The 24,521-nt window shown below is 72.6% G+C and carries 23 protein-coding genes; 16 read left to right on the forward strand and 7 right to left on the reverse strand.

Going from position 1 to position 24,521, the window contains the following annotated elements:
• The first annotated feature begins 36 nt into the window (after window positions 1-36).
• From rimP to FZC61_RS12680, 11 genes are all read left to right on the forward strand, one after another.
• Window positions 37-576, forward strand: a complete 540-nt coding sequence (gene rimP / locus FZC61_RS12630) for a ribosome maturation factor RimP (RefSeq protein WP_148614544.1) — start codon at window positions 37-39, stop codon at window positions 574-576.
• Window positions 576-1,556, forward strand: a complete 981-nt coding sequence (gene nusA, locus FZC61_RS12635; protein WP_148614545.1) for a transcription termination factor NusA — start codon at window positions 576-578, stop codon at window positions 1,554-1,556. Before rimP ends, nusA begins: the two co-directional genes overlap by 1 nt.
• Complete coding sequence (locus FZC61_RS23095; protein WP_170286097.1) at window positions 1,553-2,350, forward strand: acyl-CoA thioester hydrolase/BAAT C-terminal domain-containing protein; 798 nt, start codon at window positions 1,553-1,555, stop codon at window positions 2,348-2,350. Before nusA ends, FZC61_RS23095 begins: the two co-directional genes overlap by 4 nt.
• A 7-nt stretch (window positions 2,351-2,357) precedes the next feature.
• On the forward strand, window positions 2,358-2,711 hold the full coding sequence (locus FZC61_RS12645) for a YlxR family protein (protein ID WP_148614547.1): 354 nt from the start codon (window positions 2,358-2,360) through the stop codon (window positions 2,709-2,711).
• 112 nt (window positions 2,712-2,823) lie between these two features.
• On the forward strand, window positions 2,824-5,619 hold the full coding sequence (gene infB, locus FZC61_RS12650; protein ID WP_148614548.1) for a translation initiation factor IF-2: 2,796 nt from the start codon (window positions 2,824-2,826) through the stop codon (window positions 5,617-5,619).
• A 117-nt stretch (window positions 5,620-5,736) separates the two neighbouring features.
• Window positions 5,737-6,201: a 30S ribosome-binding factor RbfA gene (gene rbfA / locus FZC61_RS12655; RefSeq protein WP_148614549.1), complete on the forward strand. Its 465-nt coding sequence runs from the start codon at window positions 5,737-5,739 to the stop codon at window positions 6,199-6,201.
• Window positions 6,198-7,058 carry a tRNA pseudouridine(55) synthase TruB gene (gene truB / locus FZC61_RS12660; RefSeq protein ID WP_148614550.1) on the forward strand — a complete coding sequence of 287 codons (861 nt, stop codon included), beginning with the start codon at window positions 6,198-6,200 and terminating at the stop codon, window positions 7,056-7,058. The genes rbfA and truB overlap by 4 nt, the downstream gene beginning before the upstream one ends.
• Window positions 7,059-7,300: 242 nt before the next feature.
• Complete coding sequence (locus FZC61_RS12665) at window positions 7,301-8,095, forward strand: sensor histidine kinase (protein ID WP_170286098.1); 795 nt, start codon at window positions 7,301-7,303, stop codon at window positions 8,093-8,095.
• A 32-nt stretch (window positions 8,096-8,127) separates the two neighbouring features.
• Complete coding sequence (locus FZC61_RS12670) at window positions 8,128-8,310, forward strand: DUF1059 domain-containing protein (protein ID WP_148614552.1); 183 nt, start codon at window positions 8,128-8,130, stop codon at window positions 8,308-8,310.
• Between the two features lie 42 nt (window positions 8,311-8,352).
• Window positions 8,353-9,294 carry a bifunctional riboflavin kinase/FAD synthetase gene (locus FZC61_RS12675; RefSeq protein ID WP_148614553.1) on the forward strand — a complete coding sequence of 314 codons (942 nt, stop codon included), beginning with the start codon at window positions 8,353-8,355 and terminating at the stop codon, window positions 9,292-9,294.
• Window positions 9,287-10,291 carry a hypothetical protein gene (locus FZC61_RS12680; RefSeq protein ID WP_148614554.1) on the forward strand — a complete coding sequence of 335 codons (1,005 nt, stop codon included), beginning with the start codon at window positions 9,287-9,289 and terminating at the stop codon, window positions 10,289-10,291. Before FZC61_RS12675 ends, FZC61_RS12680 begins: the two co-directional genes overlap by 8 nt.
• Window positions 10,292-10,319: 28 nt before the next feature.
• Here FZC61_RS12680 and FZC61_RS12685 read toward each other — a convergent pair whose 3' ends face one another.
• From FZC61_RS12685 to FZC61_RS12705, 5 genes are all read right to left on the reverse strand, one after another.
• A complete protein-coding gene (locus FZC61_RS12685; protein ID WP_148614555.1) occupies window positions 10,320-11,024 on the reverse strand; it encodes a class E sortase in 705 nt (234 codons plus the stop codon).
• Between the two features lie 30 nt (window positions 11,025-11,054).
• A complete protein-coding gene (locus FZC61_RS12690) occupies window positions 11,055-11,315 on the reverse strand; it encodes an HPr family phosphocarrier protein (protein ID WP_148614556.1) in 261 nt (86 codons plus the stop codon).
• A 67-nt stretch (window positions 11,316-11,382) separates the two neighbouring features.
• Window positions 11,383-13,521, reverse strand: coding sequence for a PTS fructose transporter subunit IIABC (locus FZC61_RS12695; RefSeq protein WP_148614557.1), 2,139 nt, complete (start codon window positions 13,519-13,521; stop codon window positions 11,383-11,385).
• Window positions 13,518-14,483, reverse strand: coding sequence for a 1-phosphofructokinase family hexose kinase (locus tag FZC61_RS12700; protein WP_148614584.1), 966 nt, complete (start codon window positions 14,481-14,483; stop codon window positions 13,518-13,520). The genes FZC61_RS12695 and FZC61_RS12700 overlap by 4 nt, the downstream gene beginning before the upstream one ends.
• 17 nt (window positions 14,484-14,500) lie before the next feature.
• A complete protein-coding gene (locus FZC61_RS12705) occupies window positions 14,501-15,268 on the reverse strand; it encodes a DeoR/GlpR family DNA-binding transcription regulator (protein ID WP_148614558.1) in 768 nt (255 codons plus the stop codon).
• A gap of 86 nt (window positions 15,269-15,354) precedes the next feature.
• Here FZC61_RS12705 and ptsP point away from each other — a divergent pair, with 86 nt between their 5' ends.
• Window positions 15,355-17,052: a phosphoenolpyruvate--protein phosphotransferase gene (gene ptsP / locus FZC61_RS12710; RefSeq protein WP_148614559.1), complete on the forward strand. Its 1,698-nt coding sequence runs from the start codon at window positions 15,355-15,357 to the stop codon at window positions 17,050-17,052.
• Between the two features lie 52 nt (window positions 17,053-17,104).
• Complete coding sequence (locus tag FZC61_RS12715) at window positions 17,105-18,331, forward strand: molybdopterin-dependent oxidoreductase (RefSeq protein ID WP_148614560.1); 1,227 nt, start codon at window positions 17,105-17,107, stop codon at window positions 18,329-18,331.
• A 12-nt stretch (window positions 18,332-18,343) separates the two neighbouring features.
• Here the strand turns inward: FZC61_RS12715 and FZC61_RS12720 are convergent, their stop codons facing one another.
• Window positions 18,344-20,506 carry a molybdopterin-dependent oxidoreductase gene (locus FZC61_RS12720; protein ID WP_148614561.1) on the reverse strand — a complete coding sequence of 721 codons (2,163 nt, stop codon included), beginning with the start codon at window positions 20,504-20,506 and terminating at the stop codon, window positions 18,344-18,346.
• 148 nt (window positions 20,507-20,654) lie between these two features.
• Between FZC61_RS12720 and FZC61_RS12725 the strand changes: the two genes are divergently transcribed.
• The 3 genes from FZC61_RS12725 (at window position 20,655) to FZC61_RS12735 (ending at window position 23,698) form a co-directional block, all read left to right on the forward strand.
• Window positions 20,655-21,236: a TerD family protein gene (locus FZC61_RS12725; RefSeq protein WP_148614562.1), complete on the forward strand. Its 582-nt coding sequence runs from the start codon at window positions 20,655-20,657 to the stop codon at window positions 21,234-21,236.
• A gap of 71 nt (window positions 21,237-21,307) precedes the next feature.
• Complete coding sequence (locus FZC61_RS12730) at window positions 21,308-22,396, forward strand: DUF475 domain-containing protein (RefSeq protein WP_148614563.1); 1,089 nt, start codon at window positions 21,308-21,310, stop codon at window positions 22,394-22,396.
• Between the two features lie 87 nt (window positions 22,397-22,483).
• Window positions 22,484-23,698, forward strand: coding sequence for a hypothetical protein (locus FZC61_RS12735; protein ID WP_148614564.1), 1,215 nt, complete (start codon window positions 22,484-22,486; stop codon window positions 23,696-23,698).
• Window positions 23,699-23,847: 149 nt separating this feature from the next.
• On the opposite strand, the gene FZC61_RS12740 is transcribed toward FZC61_RS12735, so the two are convergent.
• Entirely contained in the window at window positions 23,848-24,423 is a 576-nt protein-coding gene (locus FZC61_RS12740; protein ID WP_148614565.1) for a TerD family protein, read from the reverse strand.
• Window positions 24,424-24,521 lie beyond the last annotated feature (98 nt).

Genomic DNA, 24,521 nt, shown 5'->3' on the forward strand with positions numbered 1-24,521 from the left:
CTGACACAGCTGACACAACTGCACAGGAGGTCGAGGATGTCCGCCACCGAGGCGTTGACCAGCCGCATCCAGGCAGCGCTCACCGACCCCCTGGCCGAGCTCGGGCTCGACCTCGAGGCCGTCGAGGTGAGCGCCGCCGGCAAGCGGAGCGTCGTCCGCGTCGCCGTCGACCAGGACGGCGGCGTCACCATGGACGACGTGGCCGAGGCGACCCGCGTCGTCGGCGACGTGCTCGACACCGACCCGTCGGTGGCGATGGGGCAGCAGCCCTACACCCTCGAGGTCACCTCGCGTGGCGTCGACCGCCCGCTCACCCTGCCGCGCCACTGGCGGCGCAACGCCGACCGCCTGGTCAAGGTCACCCTCGGCGACGACACCACGCTGACCGGGCGCATCGGCGACAGCGACGACACCGGTGTCGAGGTCGACGTCGACGGCGCCGTGCGCCGCCTCGACTACGCCGACGTGCGCAAGGCCCTGGTGCAGATCGAGTTCAACCGCAGGAACGCACCCGCAGAGCCAGCAGCGCTGGACGAAGAAGACGAGGCCGACGAGGCCGAAGGAGACGACGACTGATGGACATCGACCTCAACATCCTGCGACAGCTGGAGCGCGAGAAGGAGATCAAGTTCGACGTCCTCGTCGAGGCGATCGAGCAGGCCCTGCTGACGGCGTACCACAAGTCGCCCGGCGCGATCGACGACGCGCGCGTGACCCTCGACCGCAAGACCGGCCACGTGAGCGTGATGGCGGCCGAGGTCGACGAGGACGGCGTCAAGATCGGCGAGTTCGACGACACCCCGGCCGGGTTCGGGCGGATCGCCGCGACGACGGCCAAGCAGATCATGATGCAGCGGCTGCGCGACGCCGAGGACGAGATCAAGTACGGCGAGTTCTCCGGCAAGGAGGGCGACCTGATCTCGGGCATCATCCAGCAGGGCCGCAACCCCGACGACGTGCTGGTCGACCTCGGCAAGGTCGAGGGCCTGCTCCCGGTCAGCGAGCGCGTGCCGGGCGAGGACTACAGCCACGGCACCCGGATCCGGTGCCTGGTGCTGTCGGTCCGCAAGGGCATGCGCGGCCCGCAGATCACCTTGACCCGCTCACACCCCAACCTGGTCAAGAAGCTCTTCGCGCTCGAGGTCCCCGAGATCGCCTCCGGCGAGGTCGAGATCGCCGCGATCGCCCGCGAGGCCGGCCACCGCACCAAGATCGCGGTCAAGGCCACCGTGCCGGGCGTCAACCCCAAGGGCGCCTGCATCGGCCCGATGGGCCAGCGGGTGCGCGCCGTCATGCACGCGCTCAACGAGGAGAAGATCGACATCGTCGACTACTCCGACGACCCGGCCACGTTCGTCGCTCACGCGCTGTCGCCCTCACAGGTCAAGAGCGTCGAGGTCGTCGACCTCGCCGCCCGCTCGGCCCGCGTCGTCGTGCCGTCGTTCCAGCTGTCGCTGGCGATCGGCAAGGAGGGCCAGAACGCCCGCCTCGCCGCCCGGCTGACCGGCTGGCGCATCGACATCCACGGCGACGAGGAGCAGGCCCCGCGCCGGTGAGCCCGGCCGCGGAGCCGTACGTCGTCGGCGACGGTCCCACCGGAGTGCTGGTGCTCTCCGGCTCGAGCGGCCGCGTCGAGACCGACCGGTGCGACGTGCTGGCAGGGCTGGGGGGCGTGGTCGCGTCGTCGTACCGCTGGTTCGGCGACGCCGTCGACCTGGTGCCGCTGGAGTCCTTCGACGAACCCCTCGCCTCGCTCCACGGACGTTGCGAGCGGCTGGTCGTGCTCGGCACGTCGCGTGGGGCGGAGGCGGCGCTGCTGCTCGGGGCGCTGCACCCGGAGATCGACGCGGTGGTCGGCATCTCGCCCAGCGACGTGGTGTGGGCAGCGCTGAGCACCGACCGGCCGCAGCGCTCGTCGTGGACGCGCGGCGGTGAGCCGCTGCCCTTCGTGCCGTACGACGACGACTGGGTGTCGACGACCGACCCGGTCGAGCACCACGACCACTACCTGAGCGCGCTGGCTCGCTTCGCCGACCGTGTGCCGGCGGCGCGGCTGCCGGTCGAGCGCATCGCCGGCGAGGTCGTGCTGACCGCCGGCGGCGACGACCGCCTGTGGCCGAGCATCCACTTCTGCGACGAGATCGCCCTGCGTCGCGAGGCGGCGGGCCTGACCACCACCGTCATCACGCACCCGGCAGCCGGTCACCGGGTCCTGCTTCCCGGCGAGAGCCCGCCCACGACCTCGCACCTGGTCCACGGCGGCAGCGACGCCGCCGATGCCGAGCTGGGCGTCCTGCTCTGGATGCACCTCGCGCGGGTGCTGGGCGCAGATCCTCCGTCGCCCGGCTGAGTCCCTCATGGTCGTGGCGCATTCGGTGTTGGGCCCGGCGAGGGCTAGACTGGCCACGGTGGTCCAGCAACCGTCTCCCTGTGTGCGTGTCGATCCTGTCCGCACGTGCATCGGGTGTCGCGAGCGGGCCGCCAAGAGCGAGTTGTTGCGGGTGACCGCCGGCTCGGACGCAGACGGCCGCCCGGCCGTGGTGCCCGATCCGACAGCCACCGCACCCGGACGGGGCGCACACGTGCACCCCACCACCAGGTGTTACGACCTCGCGGTGCGCCGAAGGGCGTTCGGACGGGCCCTGCGGTCCGACCCGGGCCTCTCCAGCACGCCGGTGGGCGACTACCTCGCCAGCGCGATCACCAGATGACGACCAGGAACTGGAGCAGCAGCTCATGAGCACTCGATGAGTACTTCCCGATGAGTTTGCAACACCACTAGGTCCGATCACGCTCCCGCGGGTCGGGCCACTAAGGAGAATTGTGGCTAAGACCCGCGTGCACGAACTCGCGAAGGAGTTCGGCGTCGAGAGCAAGTTCGTTCTCGAGAAGTTCAAGGAGATGGGCGAGTTCGTCAAGTCGGCGAGCTCCACCGTCGAGCTGCCTGCGGAGATGCGTTTCCGCAAGGAGGTGGGTGCGTCGCTGAAGGCGGCCGCCCCCGCCGAGGACAAGCCGGCCGCTGCGGCGCCGGCCAAGCCGACCGGCAAGCCCGGCCCCAAGCCCGGCCCCAAGGCCGCGCCGGCCCCCGAGCCGACGCCCGAGCCCACCCCGGCCCCGGTCGCTGCGGCCCCGGTGACCCCGGTGGCCGAGCCGGCCCCGGCCGCCGCGGCCACGCCCTCGGCTCCGGCCGCTGCGGCGCCCGCGGCCCCGGCCGCGGCTGCGCCGTCGGCCACCCCGAAGGCCCCGACCCCGGCCCCGCGCCCGGTCGGTCGCCCCGGTGCCCCGCGTCCGGGCAACAACCCGTTCTCGTCCAACCAGGGCATGGGCCGTCGCCCCGCGGCGCCCCGCCCCGAGCCCAGCGTCGAGGACGGCGACAACCGTCCGCCGCGTCCGCCCGCCGCCCGTGAGGGTGGCGCCGCGCCGCGTCCCGGCATGCCGCGCCCCAACCCGGCGATGATGCCCAAGAACCCCGCCGCCTTCGGCCGTGGCCCCGGTGGTCCCGGTGCCGGCGGTCCAGGTCGTCCCGGCGGTCCCGGTCGCCCCGGTGGTGCTCCGGGTCGTCCCGGTGCCCCCGGTCGCGGTGCGCCCGGTGGTGGCCCCGGTGGTGCCGGAGCCGGTGCGCCCGGTCGTCCCGGTGGCTTCGCCGGTGGCGGTCGCCCCGGTGGCGGCAACCGACCCGGTCAGCGCGGTCAGACCCAGGGTGCCTTCGGGCGCGCCGGTGGTCCGTCGCGTCGTGGTCGCAAGTCGAAGCGCGCTCGTCGTCAAGAGTTCGAGGCCATGGAGGCCCCGACGCTGGGTGGCATGCGCGTCCGCAAGGGCAGCGGCGAGACCGTCCGGCTGGCTCGTGGCGCCTCGCTGACCGACTTCGCCGAGAAGGCCGGTGTCGACGCAGCCCAGCTGGTGCAGATGCTGTTCCACCTCGGTGAGATGGTCACCGCGACCGAGTCGGTCAACGACGCCACGCTCGAGCTGCTCGGTGAGGAGCTCAACTACGTCATCGAGATCATCTCGCCCGAGGACGAGGACCGCGAGCTGCTCGAGTCCTTCGACATCGAGTTCGGCTCCGACGAGGGCGACGAGTCCGACCTGGTGGTGCGGCCCCCGGTCGTCACCGTCATGGGTCACGTCGACCACGGAAAGACCAAGCTCCTCGACGCGCTGCGCAACGCCAACGTCGTCGACAAGGAGGCCGGTGGCATCACCCAGCACATCGGTGCCTACCAGGTCGCGACCGAGGTCGACGGCACTGAGCGTCGGATCACCCTCATCGACACCCCGGGTCACGAGGCGTTCACCGCCATGCGTGCGCGTGGTGCGCAGGCGACCGACATCGCGATCCTCGTGGTCGCGGCCGACGACGGCGTCATGCCGCAGACGGTCGAGGCGCTCAACCACGCCCGCGCCGCCGGCGTCCCGATCGTGGTCGCGGTCAACAAGATCGACAAGCCCGACGCCGACCCGACCAAGGTCCGCGGCCAGCTCACCGAGTACGGCCTGGTGCCCGAGGAGTACGGCGGCGACTCGATGTTCGTCGACGTCTCGGCCAAGTCCGAGCTCAACCTCGACAAGCTGCTCGAGGCCGTCGTCCTGACCGCCGACGCGTCGCTCGACCTGCGGGCCAACCCGACCCAGGACGCCCAGGGTCTGGTCGTCGAGGCCCACCTCGACCGCGGTCGTGGCCCGGTGGCCACGGTCCTGGTCCAGCGCGGCACGCTGCGCGTCGGTGACTCGATCGTCGCCGGTGCGGCCCACGGCCGCGTGCGCGCCATGATCGACGAGCACGGTGACGAGATCACCGAGGCCCTGCCGGCCCGTCCGGCCATGGTCCTCGGCCTCAGCTCGGTGCCCGGTGCGGGTCAGAACTTCCTGGTCGTCGACGACGACCGGATGGCCCGCCAGATCGCCGAGAAGCGCGAGGCCCGCCAGCGCGCGGCCATGCAGGCCAAGAGCCGCGGACGTCGCACGCTCGAGGACTTCATGGCGTCCATGGAGAAGGGTGCGAGCCAGGAGCTCAACCTCATCCTCAAGGGCGACGTGTCCGGCTCGGTCGAGGCGCTCGAGGACGCCCTGTCGCAGATCGACGTCGGCGACGAGGTCAGCATCCGCGTCATCGACCGCGGTGTCGGTGCGATCACCGAGACCAACGTCGACCTGGCTGCTGCCTCCGACGCGATCATCATCGGCTTCAACGTCCGCCCGCAGGGCAAGGCGACCGAGATGGCCGACAAGGAGGGCGTGGAGATCCGTTACTACACGGTCATCTACCAGGCCATCGACGAGATCGAGGCCGCCCTCAAGGGCATGCTCAAGCCCGAGTACGAGGAGTCGACCCTGGGCCAGGCGGAGATCCGTGCGATCTTCTCCAGCTCCAAGATCGGCAAGATCGCGGGTTGCATGGTCACCAGCGGCACCATCCGCCGCAACGCCAAGGTCCGCATCCTGCGCGACAGCAAGGTGGTGGCCGACAACCTCGACCTCGCCTCGCTCAAGCGCGAGAAGGACGACGCCTCCGAGGTCCGCGAGGGCTTTGAGTGCGGTCTGGTGCTGCGCAACTTCCAGGACATCAAGGAAGGCGATGTCGTGGAGGCCTTCGAGATGCGCGAGATCCCCCGGAGCTGATGCTCCCCACCACAGGCGGCCCTCGCTTCGCGGGGGCCGCCTGCGGCGTACCAGGCGTGACGCGGCCCCGCCGTGCTCCTCGTCGTTCGTCCGAACCGGTCTGAGAGAGTAGGAACCATGGCCAGCCCCCGCGTGCGCAAGATCGCCGACCGGATCCAGGTGATCGTGGCCGAGATGCTCGAGCGACGGATCAAGGACCCCCGGCTGGGTTTCGTGACCATCACCGACGTGCGCCTGACCGGCGACGGGCAGCAGGCCTCGATCTTCTACACCGTGCTGGGCGGCGAGGACGAGATGGCCGGCACCGCCGCGGCGCTGGAGTCCGCGAAGGGCATCCTGCGCTCGGAGGTGGCCAAGCAGCTCGGCACCCGCATCGTCCCGACCCTCACGTTCTTCCACGACGCCCTGCCCGAGGAGGCGCGCGCGCTCGACGAGGTGCTCGCCCGGGCCCGGGCGATCGACGAGGCGGCCGCGGCCGCCCGTGGCTCGTCCTACGCCGGCGACGAGGACCCCTACAAGAAGCCGCGCGAGATCTCCGACGCCGACGACACCGGCGACGACGACGAGGCCGAGCGGGAGTGACCGCTCCGGGGCTCGTCGTGGTCGACAAGCCGGGCGGCATCACCTCCCACGACGTGGTGGCGCGCGTACGACGCCTCGCGGGCACCCGCAAGGTCGGCCACGCCGGCACCCTCGACCCCATGGCGACCGGGGTGCTGGTGCTCGGGGTCGACCGGGCCACCCGGCTGCTCGGTCACCTGATGGTCACCGAGAAGCAGTACGACGCCACGATCCGCCTCGGGGTGACGACCACCACCGACGACGCCGAGGGCGAGGTGGTCGCGACGGCGGCGGCCGGCGACCTCGCGGCCGTGACCGAGGAACGGGTGCGCGCCGCGCTCACGTCCTACGTCGGCGAGATCGCGCAAGTGCCCACCGCGGTGTCGGCGATCAAGGTCGACGGCAAGCGCGCCTACCAGCGCGTCCGCGACGGCGAGGAGGTCGATCTGCCGGCGCGCCGGGTGACGGTCCACGACCTGGCGGTGCACGCGGTCGAGGGCGACCTGGTGCGGGTCTCGGTGCGCTGCTCCAGCGGCACCTACATCCGCGCGATCGCGCGCGACGTCGGCCGCGACCTCGGCGTCGGGGGACACCTGACGGCGCTGCGGCGCACCGCGGTGGGGGCCTTCGACCTCGCCTCGGCGCGGACCCTGGAGGAGCTGGCCGACGACTTCGGCGTCGTGCCGATCGCCGCAGCCGCGCGGGCGACGTTCCCGGCCGTCGAGCTCGACGAGGACGAGGCGGCCGACGTCCGGGTCGGACGGCGGCTCGCCCGCCCCGTCGGCGCCCTGAGCGCAGTGTTCGCACCCGACGGGGAGTTCCTGGCGCTCTACGAACCGGCCGAATCCGGGTCGCGGCCGGTGGCCGTCTTCGTCTGACCGATGGCCTGACCGACCCCCGATTCCGCGCCCTGAGACGGGTTCGGCGACGGATTGCTCCTCGATCTTGGCCACAAGCGGAGGAATCGCACCGAACGACATGACTTGTTCACCCGTTACCCCTATCCTCCCCCGCAGGGGAAGGGGCCAAAGCCATGGGTGAGCCGGACGGCAAGCACCCGCGTGTGGGGCGCGTGATCGCAAACAGTCATGACGATGCTCGGGTCCGTGCCGTCCTCGAAGTGCTCGCCGGGGACGACCCCGACGCCGTCGCGGGCCGCTGGGCCGTCGAGCGCGTCCTGCTCGACCGGTGGCTGAGCGCCTTCGTCGAGGCCGGCACCGCCCAGGTCACCCATCGGCCGGTCGGCGACGTCGCCCGCTACCGCGACCGCTTCCTGTCGGTCTTCATGCACGGGTTGCGCAACCCGTTGGCCGTGGCCCAGATGTGGGTCGGTCTGCTGCACGACTCCGCCGTCGACCGTGGCACCGAGGGCGTCGTCGAGGTCGCCACGCACCTCCAGGGCGCGCTCGACGAGCTCGCCGACCAGGCCCGCGACGTCGAGCTGCTGACCGCCGCGATGCTCGGCCGGCTCTCGCTCGACGCCACCTGGGTCACCCTCGGTGAGCTCGTCGCCGCACTCAGCCCGGCGCCCGTGGTCGGTGGGGAGGGGGCCGGCGTCGACGTGCTGGTCGACCCGACGCTGTTGCGACGCGTCCTGCGTGACCTGTGGGTCGCGGCCGGCGCCGGACCCACCGTGCCGGGTGCCGTCGAGGTGTGCGTCGAGGTCGAGACCGTGCCCCCGTGGGTCGAGGTCCGCGTCGTGCGGCTCGGGGAGCCCCTCGACCCGGTGGCCCTGCAGGTGATGTTCGAGCCGTTCGACCGCGACGAGACCCACGAGCGGGTGACGGTGGGTCTCTACCTCGCCCGGGCGCTCACCGTCGTCCACGGTGGCACGATCGGCGTCGAGCAGGACGACCACCGCACGACGTTCCACGTGCGCATCCCCGACGCGCGGCGGGCCACCGTGCCATCCTGAGGCGGCACCCCCCACCTCCCGAGGAGCCCGACATGACCTTCAAGCTGGCCTGTGGCGACGTGATGCCCGGTTGTGCGCAGTCGTTCGACGCCGAGAGCCGGGAGGTGCTGCTGGGTCAGGTCGCCGAGCACGCTGCCGCGCACCACGCGATCACCGAGATCACCCCCGAGGTGCTCGCTGCGGTGTCGAGCAAGATCCGCGTCACGCCGGCGTGACCTGCGATCGGTCGTCGTGGCGGACTCTCTAGGCTGACGGGCGTGACGATCTGGCGCTCCTTCACCGACGTACCGACCGACCTGGTCGCGGCAGGCACCGCGGTGACCGTCGGCAACTTCGACGGGGTCCACCGGGGGCACCGGGCCGTGGTGGCCCGGGCCCGCCAACGCGCCGACGAGCTCGGCTGCCCCCTGGTGACGGTGACGTTCGACCCCCACCCGATGGCGGTCCTGCGTCCTGAGCACGCACCGTCGATGTTGACCACGCTCGAGGAGCGGGCGGCGCTGCTGGCCGAGGTCGGTGTCGACCACGTGTTCGCGCTGCCGTTCGACATGGACGTCGCGTCGTGGACCCCCCAGGAGTTCGTCGACCGGGTGCTGGTCTCGGCGCTGCACGCGCGCGCCGTGGTCGTGGGCGCCAACTTCCGCTTCGGTCACCGGGCCGGCGGTGACGTGGCCTTCCTCGCGGCGGCCGGGGCGGTGGCGGGCTTCGCGGCCGAGGGCGTCCTGCTCGACGGCGGGCCGCAGGTCTGGTCGTCGACCTACATCCGCACCTGCCTGGCCGCGGGCGACGTCGCCGGCGCCGCCGAGGCGCTCGGGCGCCCGTTCGCCGTGCGGGGCGAGGTGGTCCAGGGCGACCAGCGCGGCCGGGAGCTGGGCTACCCGACGGCCAACGTGCCGACCGACGGCCTCACCGCTGCTCCCGCCGACGGTGTCTACGCCGGGTGGCTGCGTCGGCTCGACACCGCCGAGACCTACCCCGCCGCCATCAGCGTCGGCACCAACCCGACCTTCGACGGTGCGCGCTACCGCCGGATCGAGAGCTACGTGCTCGACCGCACCGACCTCGACCTCTACGGCGTCGAGGTCGAGGTCGAGTTCGTCGAGCGGCTGCGCGGCATGGTCACGTTCGACGGCATCGACCCGCTGCTGGAGCAGATGGCCGACGACGTACGCCGCACCCGCGAGCTCCTCGGTGCGTGACCGCGAGGCCCTCGCCCTCGCGGAGGCCTGGTTCGAGCGGCACGGGCTGCCCTACTTCGTCGACGAGACGCGGTCGGTCGTCGCCGACCGGTTGAGCCGGCCCCGGATCGTGTCGGTGGTCCTGGTCGCCCTGCTCCTGGGGGTGACCAGCGGTGTGGCGGTCGGCCTCGCGGCCGGCGACGGCACGCTGGGCCCGCCCACCGGGGCCAGCGTGGCAGTCGTGGTCCTCGTGCTCTACGGCCTGCGTGCGTTGCAGGCCTCGACGATCGCGGCGTGGGCGCTGCGGCGGGCGTTCGGGAGCCTCGGGCTGCTGCTGCCGCTGGCCACCCGGGCGCTGCCGATGCTGCTGCTGTTCATCACGTTCCTGTTCATCAACACCGAGGTCTGGCAGGTGGCCTCCGCGCTGCGCGGCGGCGTGCTGTGGGGCTCGGTGCTGTTCTTCGCCGCGGCCGCCGTGGGGTTCCTCGTGCCGCGGCTGGCCGAGGAGCTCGACGCCTTCGACGACCACGTCCAGGCCGACGACGTGCTGCGTGCGACCGAGGGCACCCCGCTGGCGCAGGTCGCCCACGAGGTGGTCGACTCCGACGTCGACCTGCCCGAGGAGGCCCAGGTCCACGGCCTGCAGATGGTCAACCTCGTGCTGGTGCTCGTGGTGGCCCAGGCCGTGCAGGTCCTCATGCTCGCGCTCGCGGTGTTCGTCTTCTTCATCGTCTTCGGGGCCGTCGCCATCGACGACAGCGTGATCACCACCTGGCTGGGCCCCGACCACCACCCCGAGTACTTCCTGCCCGGGCCCCACCTGGTCAGCCGCGAGCTCGCCCACGTCGCGGTCTTCCTCGCGGGGTTCTCCGGCCTGTACTTCACCGTCGTGGCGATCACCGACGACCTCTACCGCAAGGAGTTCTTCACCACGGTGATGGACGAGCTCGCGCGGGCCGTCGGGGTGCGCGTGGTCTACCGCGAGCTGCGCCGGCGTACGACGGTCGCCCCGGACTGACCGGCACCGCCCCGGCGCGCGACCGACGTCAGCGTGCGACCGCCGAGCGCAGGTGCCCGAAGGCCACCAGGCGGTCGTCGGTGTGGAAGAGCTCGGCGCAGGTGGTGAGCGTGATCAGCCGGTCCTCGCCACCGCGCGGGCCGACCCCGCCGTCGGGGTTGACCGGCTGCGCGTCGACGACCCACCCGGCCGTGAACGGCACCCGCAGCTGAGCGCCGCCGGTGTCGAGGACGTAGGTGTAGACGGTGTCGCGGGTCTCGACGACGACCTCGTCGCCCGCGGCGAGCGCCGGCAGGTCGCGCAGCGGCTCGCCGTGGGTGATCCGGTGGCCGGCGAGGGCGTAGTTGCCGACGTCGCCGGGCCCGGCGGACGACTCGAAGTGACCCACGCCCGCGGCCAGGGCCTCGTCGGCCACGCCCTCGAGCACCGGGACGGCGTAGTCGTCGCCGAAGGCGGGGATCCGCAGGATCGCGGTGGCCGTGCCCTGGGCGGTCTCGACCGTGGCTCGGGCCTGCGGCCCGGGCCCGTCCCACTCCTGCTCGAGCCGGTCGACGGTCTGCTCGTGGCGTCGCTGGGAGACCAGGTTGGTGCCGTAGAGCTGCCAGCCGACCCACGCGAGGACCGCCAGCCCGACGAGCACGAGGGCCAGGCCCGACCAGAGGGTCCAGCGACGACGGCGACGGCGCCCGGCCGGTCGGCCGGACGCCGTCGCGCTCTCGTCCTGGCCGGCCATGGCGCCCAGTCTGGCAGTCGCTCTTCGGCGCTACTCGGCGTCGAGGTCCTTCTCGATCAGGGCGGCGATCAGGTCGACGTCGGCCTGGCTCTCGCCGGACACCTCGACCGTGGCGCCGTTCTCGGCACCCAGGGTCATGATCAGCAGCGACGACCCGGCGTCGACCGGCTCGTCGCCGGGCAGGCCGATCAGCACCTCGGTGTCGAGGTCGCCGGCGGCCTCGCTGATGATCGCGGCGGGGCGGGCGTGCAGGCCGACGGCCGAGCCGACGACGACGTTCCTGGTGGGCATGGGATCTCCTGGTGGTCGCAGGTGGGAGGTGGCGGAGGGTGTGAGGACGGTGTGAGGAGGGTCGAGGTCAGACCGTAGCGAGGTCGGCGGCGACGGGGGTGCGGCTCGACGACTTCAGGGTCACGACGCAGGCCGTCGCGACGGCGACGCCGGCGAGGAGCGCGACGAGGAAGCCGAGGATGTTGCCGACGGCGAACAGCACGAAGATCCCGCCGTGCGGGGCCCGCAGGGTGACGTCGAGCGCCTCGGCCAGGCCGCCGGTGACCGCGCTGCCGAGCATGATCGAGGGGATCACCCGCAGCGGGTCGGCCGCGGCGAACGGGATGGCGCCCTCGGTGATGAACGAGGCGCCCAGCAGCCAGGCGGCCTTGCCGTTCTCCTTCTCGGCGGGGTTGAACAGCGCGGGGCGTACGACGGTGGCCAGCGCCATGGCCAGCGGCGGCACCATACCCGCGAGCATCACGGCCGCCATGATCTTCAGCTGCGGGGCGTCGCCCGTGGCGGTCGCGGCGGCGCTGAGGCCGGTGGTGGCGAAGACGTAGGCGGTCTTGTTGAGAGGGCCACCCATGTCGAAGGCCATCATCAGGCCGAGCACGACACCCAGCACGACGGCGGAGCCACCGTTGAGGCTGTTGAGGCCGTCGGCGAGGCCGTCGGTGAGGGCCGAGAGCGGCTTGGCCAGCACGATCATCATGATCAGACCGCCGACCAGCGTCGAGACGAGCGGGATGATGACCACGGGCATCAGGCCGCGCACGAACGACGGGACCTGGCGCATCGCGATCCAGTGGGCGATGACGCCGGCCAGCACACCGCCGACGATGCCGCCCAGGAACCCGGCGCCGAGCACGGAGTTGGCGAGGTAGCCCATCACGAAGCCGGGGGCGATGCCCGGGCGGTCGGCGATCGCGTAGGCGATGTAGCCGGCCAGGGCCGGGACCAGGAACGAGAACGCCGCTCCGCCGATGGTGAGCAGCAGGGCCGCGAGGTAGGTCAGCAGCGCCCCGTGGCTCAGCGTCGCCGACCCCGCGAGGTCGAAGGCGCCCGGGTCGGGCAGGTTGAAGAGGTTGGAGCCCGAGACGATCTGACCGGCCACGCCGGCGCCGTCCTCGGTGCTGAGGGCGATCTCGTAGCCACCGAGCAGGAAGGCCAGCGCGATCAACAGGCCGCCGGCGGCGACGAAGGGGATCATGTAGGACACGCCGGTCATCAGGATGCGTCGCGTACGCGAGCCCCACGACTCGCCGGCCCCGGTGCCGACGGCACGGTCGGCGGTGCCGCCGGACGCGCCCTCGACGCGCGGGGCGTGCGGGTCGTCGGCGTACTGCAACGCCTCGGCGATCATCAGGTCGGCCTCGTCGATCGGGCGCTTGACGCCCGAGGAGACCAGCGGCTTGCCCGCGAAGCGGGCGCGGTCGCGCACCCCGACGTCGACGGCGAAGATCACGACGTCGGCCGCGGCGATGGTGGCGGGGGCCAGGGGCGTCGAGCCGGCCGAGCCCTGGGTCTCGACGTCGATCGTGACGCCGGCCCGCGCGGCCGCGGCCTCGAGCGCCTCGGCGGCCATGTAGGTGTGGGCGATGCCGGTGGGGCACGCGGTCACCGCGACCACGCGGCGGGTCGCGACAGCCGTCGCGGCGGGGCCCTCGTGGTGCGAGGAGCCTCCGGCCCCGCTGGAGGTGTCGCTGGTGCCGGTGGTGCCGGTGGTGCCGGCGCTGCTGGCGGCGTGGGTGCTGGCGGGCGCGGTGGCCGGCTCCGGGTCGATGACGCTGACCACGAGCGCGACGACCTCGGAGGGCGTGGTGGCGGCGCGCAGGGCGTCGGTGAACTCCTTCCTGACCAGGGCGCGAGCCAGCTTGGTCAGGATCTGCAGGTGCGTGTTGTCGCCCCCCTCGGGCGCGGTGATCAGGAAGGCGAGGTCGGCCGGCCCGTCCTTGGCGCCGAAGTCGACGGCGGGGGAGAGCCGGGCGAAGACCAGGGTCGGGGCGTCGACCCCGTTGGTGCGGCAGTGCGGGATCGCGATGCCGTCCTTGAGCCCGGTGGCCGACTTGGCCTCGCGGGCCAGGGCGTCCTCGACGATCCGCTCGACGTCGGTCGCCCGGTCGGCGGACCCGACGACGGCCGCCAGGGCCCGGATCACGTCGTGCTTCTCGGTGCCGAGGTCGGCGTCGAGGCGGACCAGGTCCGCGGTGATGAGGTCGGTCATCGCTGGTTCTCCATGGGTGAGTGCAGGGCACGGACGACGACCAGGTCAGGTCGCGCCTGTGCGGGCTGCGGAATGGTGGTGCCGGGAAGACCGGCGGCGGCGCTGCCGTAGGCGACGGCCAGCGCGAGACGGTGGGCGGGGTCCTGGCCCCGCAGGACCCCGAGGAGGTAGCCGAAGAGGCTGGAGTCGCCGGCCCCGACGGTGCTGACGACCTCGGTGGGAGGCGGTGTCGCGTGCCAGGCGCCCTCGGCCGTCACCAGGACGGCGCCGTGGCCGCCCAGGGTGGCCAGGACGTCGGTGACGCCGCGGTCGACCAGGGTGCGCGCGGCGGCGGCCGCGGCGTAGGGGTCGGACTCGAGCTTGGCGGCGTCGCCGCCGGTGAAGGACGCGAGCTCGTCGCCGTTGGGCTTCATCAGGTGGGGTGCGGTGTCGTGGCCGAGCCGGTCGACGAGCGCGACGAGCGGCTCGTCGCTGGTGTCGACGGCGACCTTGGTGAGGGTGCGCAGGTCGGCGACCACGTCGGCGTACCAGTCGACCGGGGCACCGGGCGGCAGGGAGCCGGCGAGCACGACCCAGTCCGCCTCGGCGGCCAGCGAGTGCAGGGTGGCGGCGAGGGCCTCGAGGGTCGCGGGGCTGGCCACGGCACCGGGGCTGTTGAGCTTGGTGGTGGTGCCGTCGGGCTCGCTCACGGTGAGGTTGACCCGCACCGGGCCGTCGGGGGTCACCAGGCGGTGGGCGATGCCGGCGGCCTCGAGGTCGTGGACGAACGGGTCGTCGGCGGCGGCCGGGAGCACGGCGGTCGTGGCGATGCCCGCGGCCAGGCAGGCCCGCGAGATGTTGACGCCCTTGCCGCCGGCCTGGGCGAACGCCGAGGCGGTGCGGTGGACGGTGCCGCGCACCAGCGGTCCGGTGAGCGCGACGGTGCGGTCGATGCTGGGGTTGGGCGTGAGCGTGACGATCAGGCCGGGCGTCGGGGCACTCACGAGACGACCACCTCGACGCCGGCCGCCTCGATCGCGCGGCGGTCGCCGGCCTCGATGCCCGGGTCGGTCACCAGGACGTCGACGTCGCCGAGCCCGGCGAAGCTGGTGGTCGACTCGCGGCCGATCTTGGAGGAGTCGGCCAGCACGACGACCTGACGGGCCGACGCGACCAGGGCGCGCTTGGTGGCGGCCTCGTCTGAGTCGGGTGTCGAGAGTCCGTGGCCCACGGTCAGGGCGTTGGTGCCGAGGAAGACGATGTCGGCGCGCAGCCGAGCCAGGGCGGTGACCGTGTCGGCGCCGACGGCGGCCTGGGTCGCGTTGCGGACCCGGCCGGGCAGCAGGTGCAGCTCGAGGGCCGGCAGGGTGGCCAGCCGTGCGGCCACCGGCACCGAGTGGGTGAAGGCGACGAGCCGGCGGTCGTGGGGGATCAGCGCGGCCAGGCGGGCCGTGGTGCTGCCGGCGTCGAGCAGCATCGTCGAGCCGTCGGGCGGCAGCAGGGCCACCGCGGCCTTGGCGATGAGGTCCTTGAGGTCGGTGTTGGTGTGGTCGCGCTCGCCCAGCGCCGCCTCGACCGAGGTGAGGGCGTCGGCCGGCACCACGCCGCCGTGGACCCGGCGGACCAGGCCGAGGCGCTCGAGCCGGGACAGGTCGCGCCGCACCGTCTCGGTCGTGACGTCGTACTCCTCGGCGAGGGCGGACACCGACACCCGTCGGCGTTGCGCGACGAGCCTGGCCATGGACTGCTGGCGTTCCTCTGCGTACACGGTGACCTCCCTCACAATCTTTGTATGTGTTGTTTTATGCCCGAATGTGTTGACTGTCAAGGGGTGCGGGTGAGTAACTTGTGATCGTGGTCACCGACACCAGCGCTTCCCAGCCCGCCGTCCTCCCACCGCTCGCCGGCACCCCGGTGGTCCCGGGCGTCGCCTACGGGCCCGCCGTCCTGGCGCGCGGGGAGGTCTCGGCTGCCGCGATCGCCGCCTTCGGCGACGGGTCGTACGCCGACCCCGAGGCCGCGCTGGCGGCCTACGACGAGGCGGTGGACCTGGTCGCCGACGGCTTCGCCGCCAAGGCCGCGCAGGCCAGCGGTGCGACGGCGGAGGTGCTCGCGGCCAGTGCCGGCCTGGCCCGCGACCGGGGGCTGCGCGGTGCCGTGCGCAAGAACCTGCGCGGGGGCAGCCCGCCGCTGAGCGCCCTGCACGACGCGATCGAGCAGTTCGTCGGCGCCTTCACCAAGGCGGGAGGACTGATGGCGGAGCGGGTCACCGACCTGCACGACATCGAGAAGCGCCTCGTGGCGCGCCTCGTGGGCGAGCCCGAGCCCGGCGTGCCGATGCCGGACACGCCCGCGGTGCTCGTGGCCGAGGACCTCGCGCCGGCCGACACCGCGGGTCTCGACCCGACGGTCGTCCTGGCCCTGGTGACCGAGCGCGGTGGGCCGACCAGCCACACCGCGATCATCGCCCGCCAGCTCGGCATCCCCTGCGTGGTCGGGGTCGCCGGCGCGCTGCTGCTCGAGCCTGGCGCCCCGGTGCTCGTCGACGGCACCACGGGCGAGGTCATCCGGGGAGCCGACCCCGACGAGGCCCGCCGCCTGGTGGCCGCCGACGCCGAGCAGCGGGCGTCGCTGGCGACCTGGACCGGTCCTGGCGTCACCGCCGACGGACTGGCGGTCAAGGTGCTGGCCAACGTCGCCGACGGCGAGTCGGCCCGCTCCGCCGCGGGCGGACCCGTCGAGGGCGTCGGCCTGTTCCGCACCGAGCTCTGCTTCCTCAACCGCACCGAGGAGCCCAGCGTCGACGACCAGGCCGCGATCTACGCCGAGGTGCTCGAGGCCTTCGCGGGCCGCTACGTCGTCGTCCGCACCCTCGACGCGGGCTCGGACAAGCCCGTGGCCTTCGCGACCCTGCCCGGCGAGGAGAACCCCGCGCTCGGCGTACGCGGGCTGCGGCTGTCGTTCGGCAACCCAGGGCTCCTGACCCGTCAGCTCGACGCAGTCGCCTCCGCGGCGCGCACGACCGGCACCGAGGCCTGGGTGATGGCGCCGATGGTCGCCACGGTGGCCGAGGCCGCGGAGTTCGCCGGCGCGGTGCGCGAGCGCGGGCTCAAGGCCGGGGTGATGGTCGAGGTCCCCTCCGCCGCGCTGCTGGCCCACCGCATGCTCGAGGTCGTCGACTTCCTCTCGATCGGCACCAACGACCTCACGCAGTACACGATGGCGGCCGACCGGATGGCCACCGACCTGGCCCACCTCACCGACCCGTGGCAGCCCGCGGTCCTGCAGCTGGTCGCGATCACCGCCGAGGCCGGTCGCCAGGCCGGCAAGCCGGTCGGTGTGTGCGGCGAGGCTGCGGCCGACCCCCTGCTCGCCTGCGCGCTGGTCGGCATGGGCGTCACCTCGCTGTCCATGGCCGCGGCGGCGGCCCGCCCGGTCGGTGCGCGCCTGGCCTCGGTGACCCACGAGCAGTGCGAGGAGGCCGCCGAGGCCGCCCTGGCCGCCTCCGACCCGGCGGCTGCGCGCGCCGCGGTGCGGGCGCTGCTGACCTGACGACCGCTGCGGGTTATTAAGTTACTTAACTTGGTCGTGTTAAGTTGCGGGCATGACCTCGCGATTGGGCGCGACGCGCCGTACCGTCCTCGCCGCTGCCGCCGTCGGACCGCTGGCGGCGACCGCCGTCCAGGCTGCCCGTCCGGCGGCCGCCGGGGCGCCGTCGATCCTCAAGCCGCTGCCGCCCTCCCGGTTCTACGACTACGGCACCAACGCCGAGATGCGCTGGGACTCGGTCGACCCGCGGCGCTACCTGACCCCGCAGGCCGACCTGTTCGTGCGCAACCACACCGTGACGCCCGCCATCGACCCCGCCACCTATGCGCTGCGGGTCTTCGGTGACGGCCTCGACACGCCGCGCGGCCAGGCCGACGCCGTCTCCCTGAGCCTGCGCGACCTGAAGGACCTGCCGCACACGCGACTGACCTCGGTGCACGAGTGCACCGGCAACGGCCGCAGCTTCTTCGGCAGCCAGCAGGGGCGGTCGGCCAGCGGGACGGCGTGGAAGCTCGGCTCGGTCGGCACGGTGCGGTGGGAGGGCGTCCGGCTGCGCCACGTGCTGCGCCGGCTCGGGCTGTCGCCCGACGCGGTGTCGGTCATGGCGACCGGGCTCGACAACGCCTACGTCGACAAGGGCGTCGACTACGGCCGCGTGCGCCGCCCGTTCCCGATCGACAAGGCGCTCGACGACGCCGTCCTGGCCTGGGGCGCCAACGGCGAGGACCTGCTGCCCGACCACGGGTTCCCGTTGCGGCTGGTGCTGCCGGGCTGGGTCGGCATCGCCAGCATCAAGTGGCTGGGCTCGCTCGAGGTCGCCCGCCGCGAGCTCACGTCGCCCTGGAACACCACGTTCTACCGGCTCACCGGAGGTGACTACCCGGCCGACTCGCCGGCCCTCACCGTCAACCCCGTGCGCTCGGCGTGGGAGCTGCCCTTCGGTGCGACCCTGCCGGCCGGTGTCCCGCAGACCCTGACCGGTCGCTCGTGGAGCGGCGCGGCGGCCATCCGGGAGGTCGCGGTCAGCCTCGACGGCGGCGCCACCTGGCAGCGCGCCGACCTCGACGAGAGCGCCGCCACGGGCGGCGCTCTGGACCCCGGCGACCGCGGCTTCGGCTGGACCCCGTGGTCGGTGCGCTGGCCCCGACCGCGGGCCGGCTCCTACACGCTGCTGGCGCGCGCGACCGACCGCGCCGGCCGCACCCAGCCCGACGTGACGCCGTACAACACGGCGGGGTACTTCTTCGACGCCGTGGTCCGCCACCCCGTCACCGTCGCCTGACCCCGGTCGGGGTCACGCGGGGACGACGGTCACCGGCACCCCGTTGAGCGCGGCGTTGCCCGTGACGGCGTCGAGCAGCTCGGGGTCGGTGAGGTCGTTGATCGACACCCCCGCGACGGTGCTCGCGACGCCGAGGCGGGTGCCGGGCAGCTGGTGGCCGTAGCCGTGGGGGAGTGACACGACGCCCGGCATCATGTCGTCGGCCCCGGCGACCTCCACCTCGACCGAGCCGACGCGCGAGCTCACCACCACGGTGCCGCCGTCGGCGAGGCCGCGCGCGGCGAGGTCGTCGGGGTGCATGAGCAGGTGGTGGCGGGCGCGGCCCTTGGTGAGCCGGGTCGTGTTGTGCAGCCACGAGTTGCAGTCGCGCTGGTGGCGGCGCCCGATCAGCACCAGGTCGTCGTCGGCGACCGGGGTCGCCTCGCGGTCGGCCAGCCAGCCCGACAGCCGGCCGAGGTCGCCCACCACGAGGTCGGGCACGAGGTCGATGCGCTGGTCGTCGGTCTGCAAGCGCCCGGGCATGGTCGGCCGCAGCGGCCCCAGGTCGACGCCCTCGGGGTGCTCGACGAGCTCGGCCGCGGTCGTGCGACCGCCGGTGTCGAGTAGCAGCGCGACCAGGTCCGCGGGGTCGGCGGCCAGCTGGGCCGCCGCGTCGTCGGCCAGCGGGGTGCCGAGGCGCTCGGCGATCCGCGTGGCCAGCCCGGCGAAGATCTCCCAGTCGTGGCGCTGGTCGTCACCGCGGGCGAAGACCGCGGGCGTCCAGCGGGCCGTGTTGCGCACCGCGAAGCCGTGGAACACCAGGTCGTACTGGTCGCGCTCGAGCGCGCTGGTCGGCGGCAGCACGACGTCGGCGTGACGCGTGGTCTCGTTGAGGTGGAGGTCGACGGAGACCATGAAGTCGAGGGTGTCGAATGCGGCCGCGAGCGCCCGCCCGTCGGGCGTCGACAGCACGGGGTTGCCGGCCACCGTGACCATCGCCCGGACCTGGCCGTCGCCGGGCGTCGTGATCTCCTCGGTCATCACCGAGGCCGGCAGCTCCCCGGCGAACTCGGCCCGGCCGCGCACCCGGCTGTGCCACCGGCCGTAACGACCAGGCCCGAGGATGCGACGTCCGACCGTGTCGACGGCCGGCTCGGGGAACATCGCCCCGCCAGGCTGGTCGAAGTGGCCCGAGAGCAGGTTGAGGCAGTTGATCGCCCACTGGCACAGGGTCCCGAAGCCCTGGGTCGACACGCCCATCCGGCCGTAGACCACCGCCGCGTCGGGTCCGGCGACCTCGCGCGCCAGGCGCCGGATCGTGTCGGCGTCGACTCCCGAGACCACCGCGGCGCGCTCCGGCGTGAACGGTGCGACCAGCGCGGCCAGCTGGTCGAGCCCGTCGACGTACGCCGGGGGGCGGGCCAGGCCCTCCTCGAACAGCACCTGCAGCATGGCCAGCAGCACCGGCGCGTCGGTGCCGGGGCGCACGAAGTGGTGCTCGTCGGCGATCTTGGCCGTCTCGGTGCGGCGCGGGTCGAGCACCACCATCCGCCCGCCGCGCCCGGCGAGGTCGCGCACCCGCCGGGGGAAGTCGGGCACCGTCATCAGCGAGCCGTTGGAGGCCATCGGGTTGGCGCCGACGACGACGAAGAGCTGCGTGCGGTCGAGGTCGGGGATCGGGATCATGAGCTGGTGGCCGAAGAGCTGCCAGGCCACGAGCTGGTGCGGCACCTGGTCGACCGTCGAGGCGCTGAACCGGTGGTGGGTGCCCAGGGACCGGACGAACCCCGCGCCGTGGGTGCCGAAGCCCAGGGAGTGCGCGTTGGGGTTGCCGAGGTAGATCCCGACCCCGTCGCCCCCGTGGGCCGTGATCGTCGCGGCCAGCCGGTCGGCCACGAGGTCGAGCGCCTCGTCCCACTCCACCTCGACCCACTCGTCGGGGCGGTCACCCTCGCCGGCCACCCGGCGCACGGGACGGCGCAGCCGGTCGGGGTCGGCGTAGACGTCGGCCAACGAGACGCCCTTGGGGCAGATGTAGCCGCGTGACAGCGGGTCGGCGGGGTTGCCCCGGATGCCGGTGACGGCACCGTCGGTGAGCGTCAGCTCGAGGCCGCAGATGGCCTCGCAGAGGTTGCACACGCCGTGGCGGGTGCCGGTGAACCCGGTGGGGACTGGTGGCTGGCTGAGGACGCCCATGGGTCCATGCAACCAGGTGGGGCGGCCGCGGTGGGGAATTGTTTGTCCGCCCCGAAACTGTCAGGACACCTGGTGCGTTTGTAGGGTTGCCACGCAAGCGGGTGCGCAGCAGCGCGCTCAGCCCCAGATCCCAGTGAAGGAAGTCGACATGGTTGTCAGCTTGTCCAAGGGTGGAAACGTCTCCCTGACCAAGGAGGCCGGTCCCGCCGGGCTCAACAAGGTGCTCGTGGGTCTCGGCTGGGACGTGCGCACCACGACCGGCACCGACTTCGACCTCGACGCGTCCGCGCTGTCGTGCAACGAGGCCGGCAAGGTCGTCACCGACCAGCACTTCGTCTTCTACAACAACCTCTCCTCGCCCGACGGCATGGTCGTCCACCAGGGCGACAACCGCACCGGTGAGGGCGAGGGCGACGACGAGGTCGTCGAGGTCAACCTCGGCGGCATGGGCGCCGACGTCGACAAGGTGGTCTTCACCGTCTCGATCGACCAGGCCGACGCCCGCGGCCAGAACTTCGGCCAGGTGACCGGCGCCTTCATCCGCGTCGTCAACGCCGACGACGGCACCGAGCTCGCGCGCTACGACCTGTCCGAGGACGCCTCGAGCGAGACCGCCATGGTCTTCGGCGAGCTCTACCGCAACTCCGGTGAGTGGAAGTTCCGCGCCATCGGTCAGGGCTACGCCTCGGGCCTCGCGGGCATCGTGCGCGACTACGGCGTCAACCTCTGACGCACCACGCCGCGTGCTCGCCCGCACGCCGCACGACCCCCGCCCTCCCTCCTCGAACGTGAGTTGATCCTGTGCTGCTCAAGACCCTTCGCTGGTCTTTCCTGTTCACCGTCATCGGTCTGTTCGTCGCGTTCCTCTACGACGGCCTGACCGGTGTGAGCATCACGGCGATCCTGATCGTGCTCGAGGTGTCGCTGTCGTTCGACAACGCCGTGGTCAACGCCAAGGTGCTCAACCGGATGTCGGAGTTCTGGGTCCGCATCTTCCTGACCGTCGGCATCATCATCGCCGTCTTCGGCATGCGGCTGCTGTTCCCGTTGGTGGTCGTCTTCGTGACCGCCGACCTGTCGCCGGTCGACGCCTGGCAGCTGGCGCTCGAGAAGGGTGACCCCGACACCCCCGGCACCTACGGCTACATCCTCAACGCCGCCCACCCGCTCATCGCCGCCTTCGGCGGGATGTTCCTGCTGATGATCTTCCTCGACTTCGTCTTCGACGAGGACAAGGACCTGCACTGGGTGGGACCGGTCGAGCGGGCCCTGTCGAAGGCCGCGGCGTTCCCGGCGATCACGTCGCTGGTGGCGCTGGTCTGGCTGTTCACCTTCTCGCGGATCTTCCACGAGGAGGCCAACGACATCCTGCTCGCCGGGGTGTTCGGGATGATCCTCTACCTCGCGGTCAACGGGCTCGGCGACTTCTTCGACGGCGGTCTCGACGACGACGAGGACGGCGACGCCGACGGGCCACCGTCGGCCGGCGTCGGCTCGGCGGTGGCGGCGACGGGCAAGGCGGCGTTCTCGCTGTTCCTCTACCTCGAGCTGCTCGACGCCAGCTTCAGCTTCGACGGGGTCATCGGGGCGTTCGCGATCACCTCCGACCCGATCATCATCGCGCTCGGCCTGGGCGTCGGTGCGTTCTACGTCCGGTCGATCACGATCTACCTGGTCCACCAGGGCACGCTGAGCGAGTACGTCTTCCTCGAGCACGGCGCCCACTGGGCCATCGGGGCCCTGGCGCTGCTGCTGTTCATCAGCGTCGGCCCGGAGATCCCCGAGGTCGTCACCGGCCTCATCGGGGTCGCGTTCATCCTGCTGGCCCTGGCGTCGAGCTTCCGCTACAACAAGCGGCACCGCAGCGAGGAGCACTTCGTCCACGTCTGAGGTGCCTCGCCCCCGCGCCGGCCCGTCGTCCTGCTGGACGGCGGGCCGGTGGCGTCGTGGGGTGCGCGGCGCTCGTACAGTGGCAGCGTGGCGAGCCGTCCCCCCGAGTCGCAGCGTGAGGCGACCCGGGCCGCGCTCGATCAGCTCATGCTCGACTTCCAGCACCTCGACAGCTCCCAGCGCACCCTGCGCGGGATGGTCGAGCGCTTCGAGGCCTACCTGCCCGAGCGGGCCGCGGTCTCGGGCCTGGTGCCGCGCTTCCGCGTGCTCGACCGCGAGGCCGACGAGCTCATCGGCGAGTACCTCGCGACCCTCGACCAGCACCCCTTCGACGAGGGCCTGGACGCACGCGCGCTCGGGGCGGCCCACCGGGCCTACGCCGACGTCGGCCCGCGCCTGGCCAAGCACGCCGACGCCCTCGACCAGGTCCTCCTCGACTACGACAACGAGCTGACCCGGATCGGCCGGCAGGTCCAGCGCGGTCGTGAGCTCAAGGAGGCTGCTGCCGCGCACACCGCCCGGGTCGCCGCCGCGGCCGCGACCCTGCGCGGGACCGGTCTCGAGGTGCCCGAGCTCAACGACCTCCTGGCCCGGACCCGCGCCGCCGCCCTGGCCGCCAACGACTGGCAGCCGGCGTCGGGCTTCCCCGTGCTCGAGCAGGCGCGCGCCGAGCTCGAGGGCCTGGCCTCCGCCGCCGAGAAGCTCGCCGAGGACTACCCGCAGCGCGTCGAGAAGGCCCGCACCCGTCGTACGTCGCTGCGCACGGCGGTCGAGGCCGTCGAGTCACGCCTGGACAAGATGCCGGCCGACCTGGCCGTGCTGCGCCGTGAGTTCAGCATCGGCAACTGGCGCGACCTCGAGCCCGGGGAGCAGGTGGTGCGCGAGCAGGTCGAGATCGCGCGCACCCGGCTGCGTGACTTCGACCGCCTGGTCGAGGCCGGTGCCGACTGGACGTTGCCGCTGCGCCTGCTCGACGAGGCCAGGGCCGCCCTCGACGTCGCGAAGGCCCAGGTCGGTGCGCCCGCGGCACGGCTCGCCGCGCTGCGCGAGGTCAAGGCCGACCCCGAGGCCCTCATGCGCACCGTGCGCTTCCGCCTGCGCGACGCCCAGCTGCTGGTGACCAACACCCCCAAGCCCGGCCGCGAGTCGGTGGCCCGTGAGCTCGACGCGCTCGCCCGCCGTCTCGACGGGCTCCGCTCCGGCCTGCAGGGCCCCCACCCCGACTACTGGGCGCTGCTGCAGGAGGCCGACCGGATCACCGCCGCCGTCAGGGCGCAGGTGGATCGCTACCGGGGACTCTGACCACTCGGACTTCTGCGACAGAACTCCCACTTGTGAGACGAAGGTTCGTCGTAGGAGTGGGAGTTTCACCGCTGGAGCGGTGAAACTCCCACCGCGCTCGGACCCCTACGGGGGAGACCGACCGTACGGCGGGCGCGCCGGTCGTGGCCCTACAGCGTCACGCCGTAGTTGCTGATGATCCCCTGCAGGCCCGAGGCGTAGCCCTGGCCGATGGCGCGGAACTTCCACTCGGCGCCGTTGCGGTAGAGCTCGCCGAAGACCATGGCGGTCTCGGTGGAGGCGTCCTCGGAGAGGTCGTAGCGGGCGAGCTCGGAGTCGTTGCTGGTGTCGACGACGCGGATGTAGGCGTTCTTGACCTGGCCGAAGCTCTGCCCGCGGGTGTCGGCCTCGTGGATGGTGACGTTGAAGACGACCTTGTCGGTCTGCGGGGTCAGGTGCGACAGGTCGACCTCGATGCTCTCGTCGTCACCGGCAGCGGCCCCGTCGCGGATGTCGCCCTTGTGGCGCACGGTGCCCTCGGGGGAGACCAGGTTGTTGTAGAAGATGAAGTGCTGGTCGGAGAGCACCTTGTCGCCCTCGCCGCAGACCAGCGCGGTGGCGTCGAGGTCGAAGTCGGCGCCGTCGGTGCTGCGGGCGTCCCACCCGAGACCCACCCGCACGGACTGCAGGGACGGAGCCATCTTGGTGAGGCTGACGTTGCCACCCTTGGACAGCGAGACGGGCATGTTCTCTCCTCGAGAGCTGGGGGTGTCGGCTGGACAGCCGCTGTTGGAGCGCAGGCTACTCGGCGGAGGTTTACGGTAAACCTCGCCGACCTATCCTG

It is taken from the genome of Nocardioides rubriscoriae, assembly GCF_008087085.1.
GTDB lineage: Bacteria > Actinomycetota > Actinomycetes > Propionibacteriales > Nocardioidaceae > Nocardioides > Nocardioides rubriscoriae.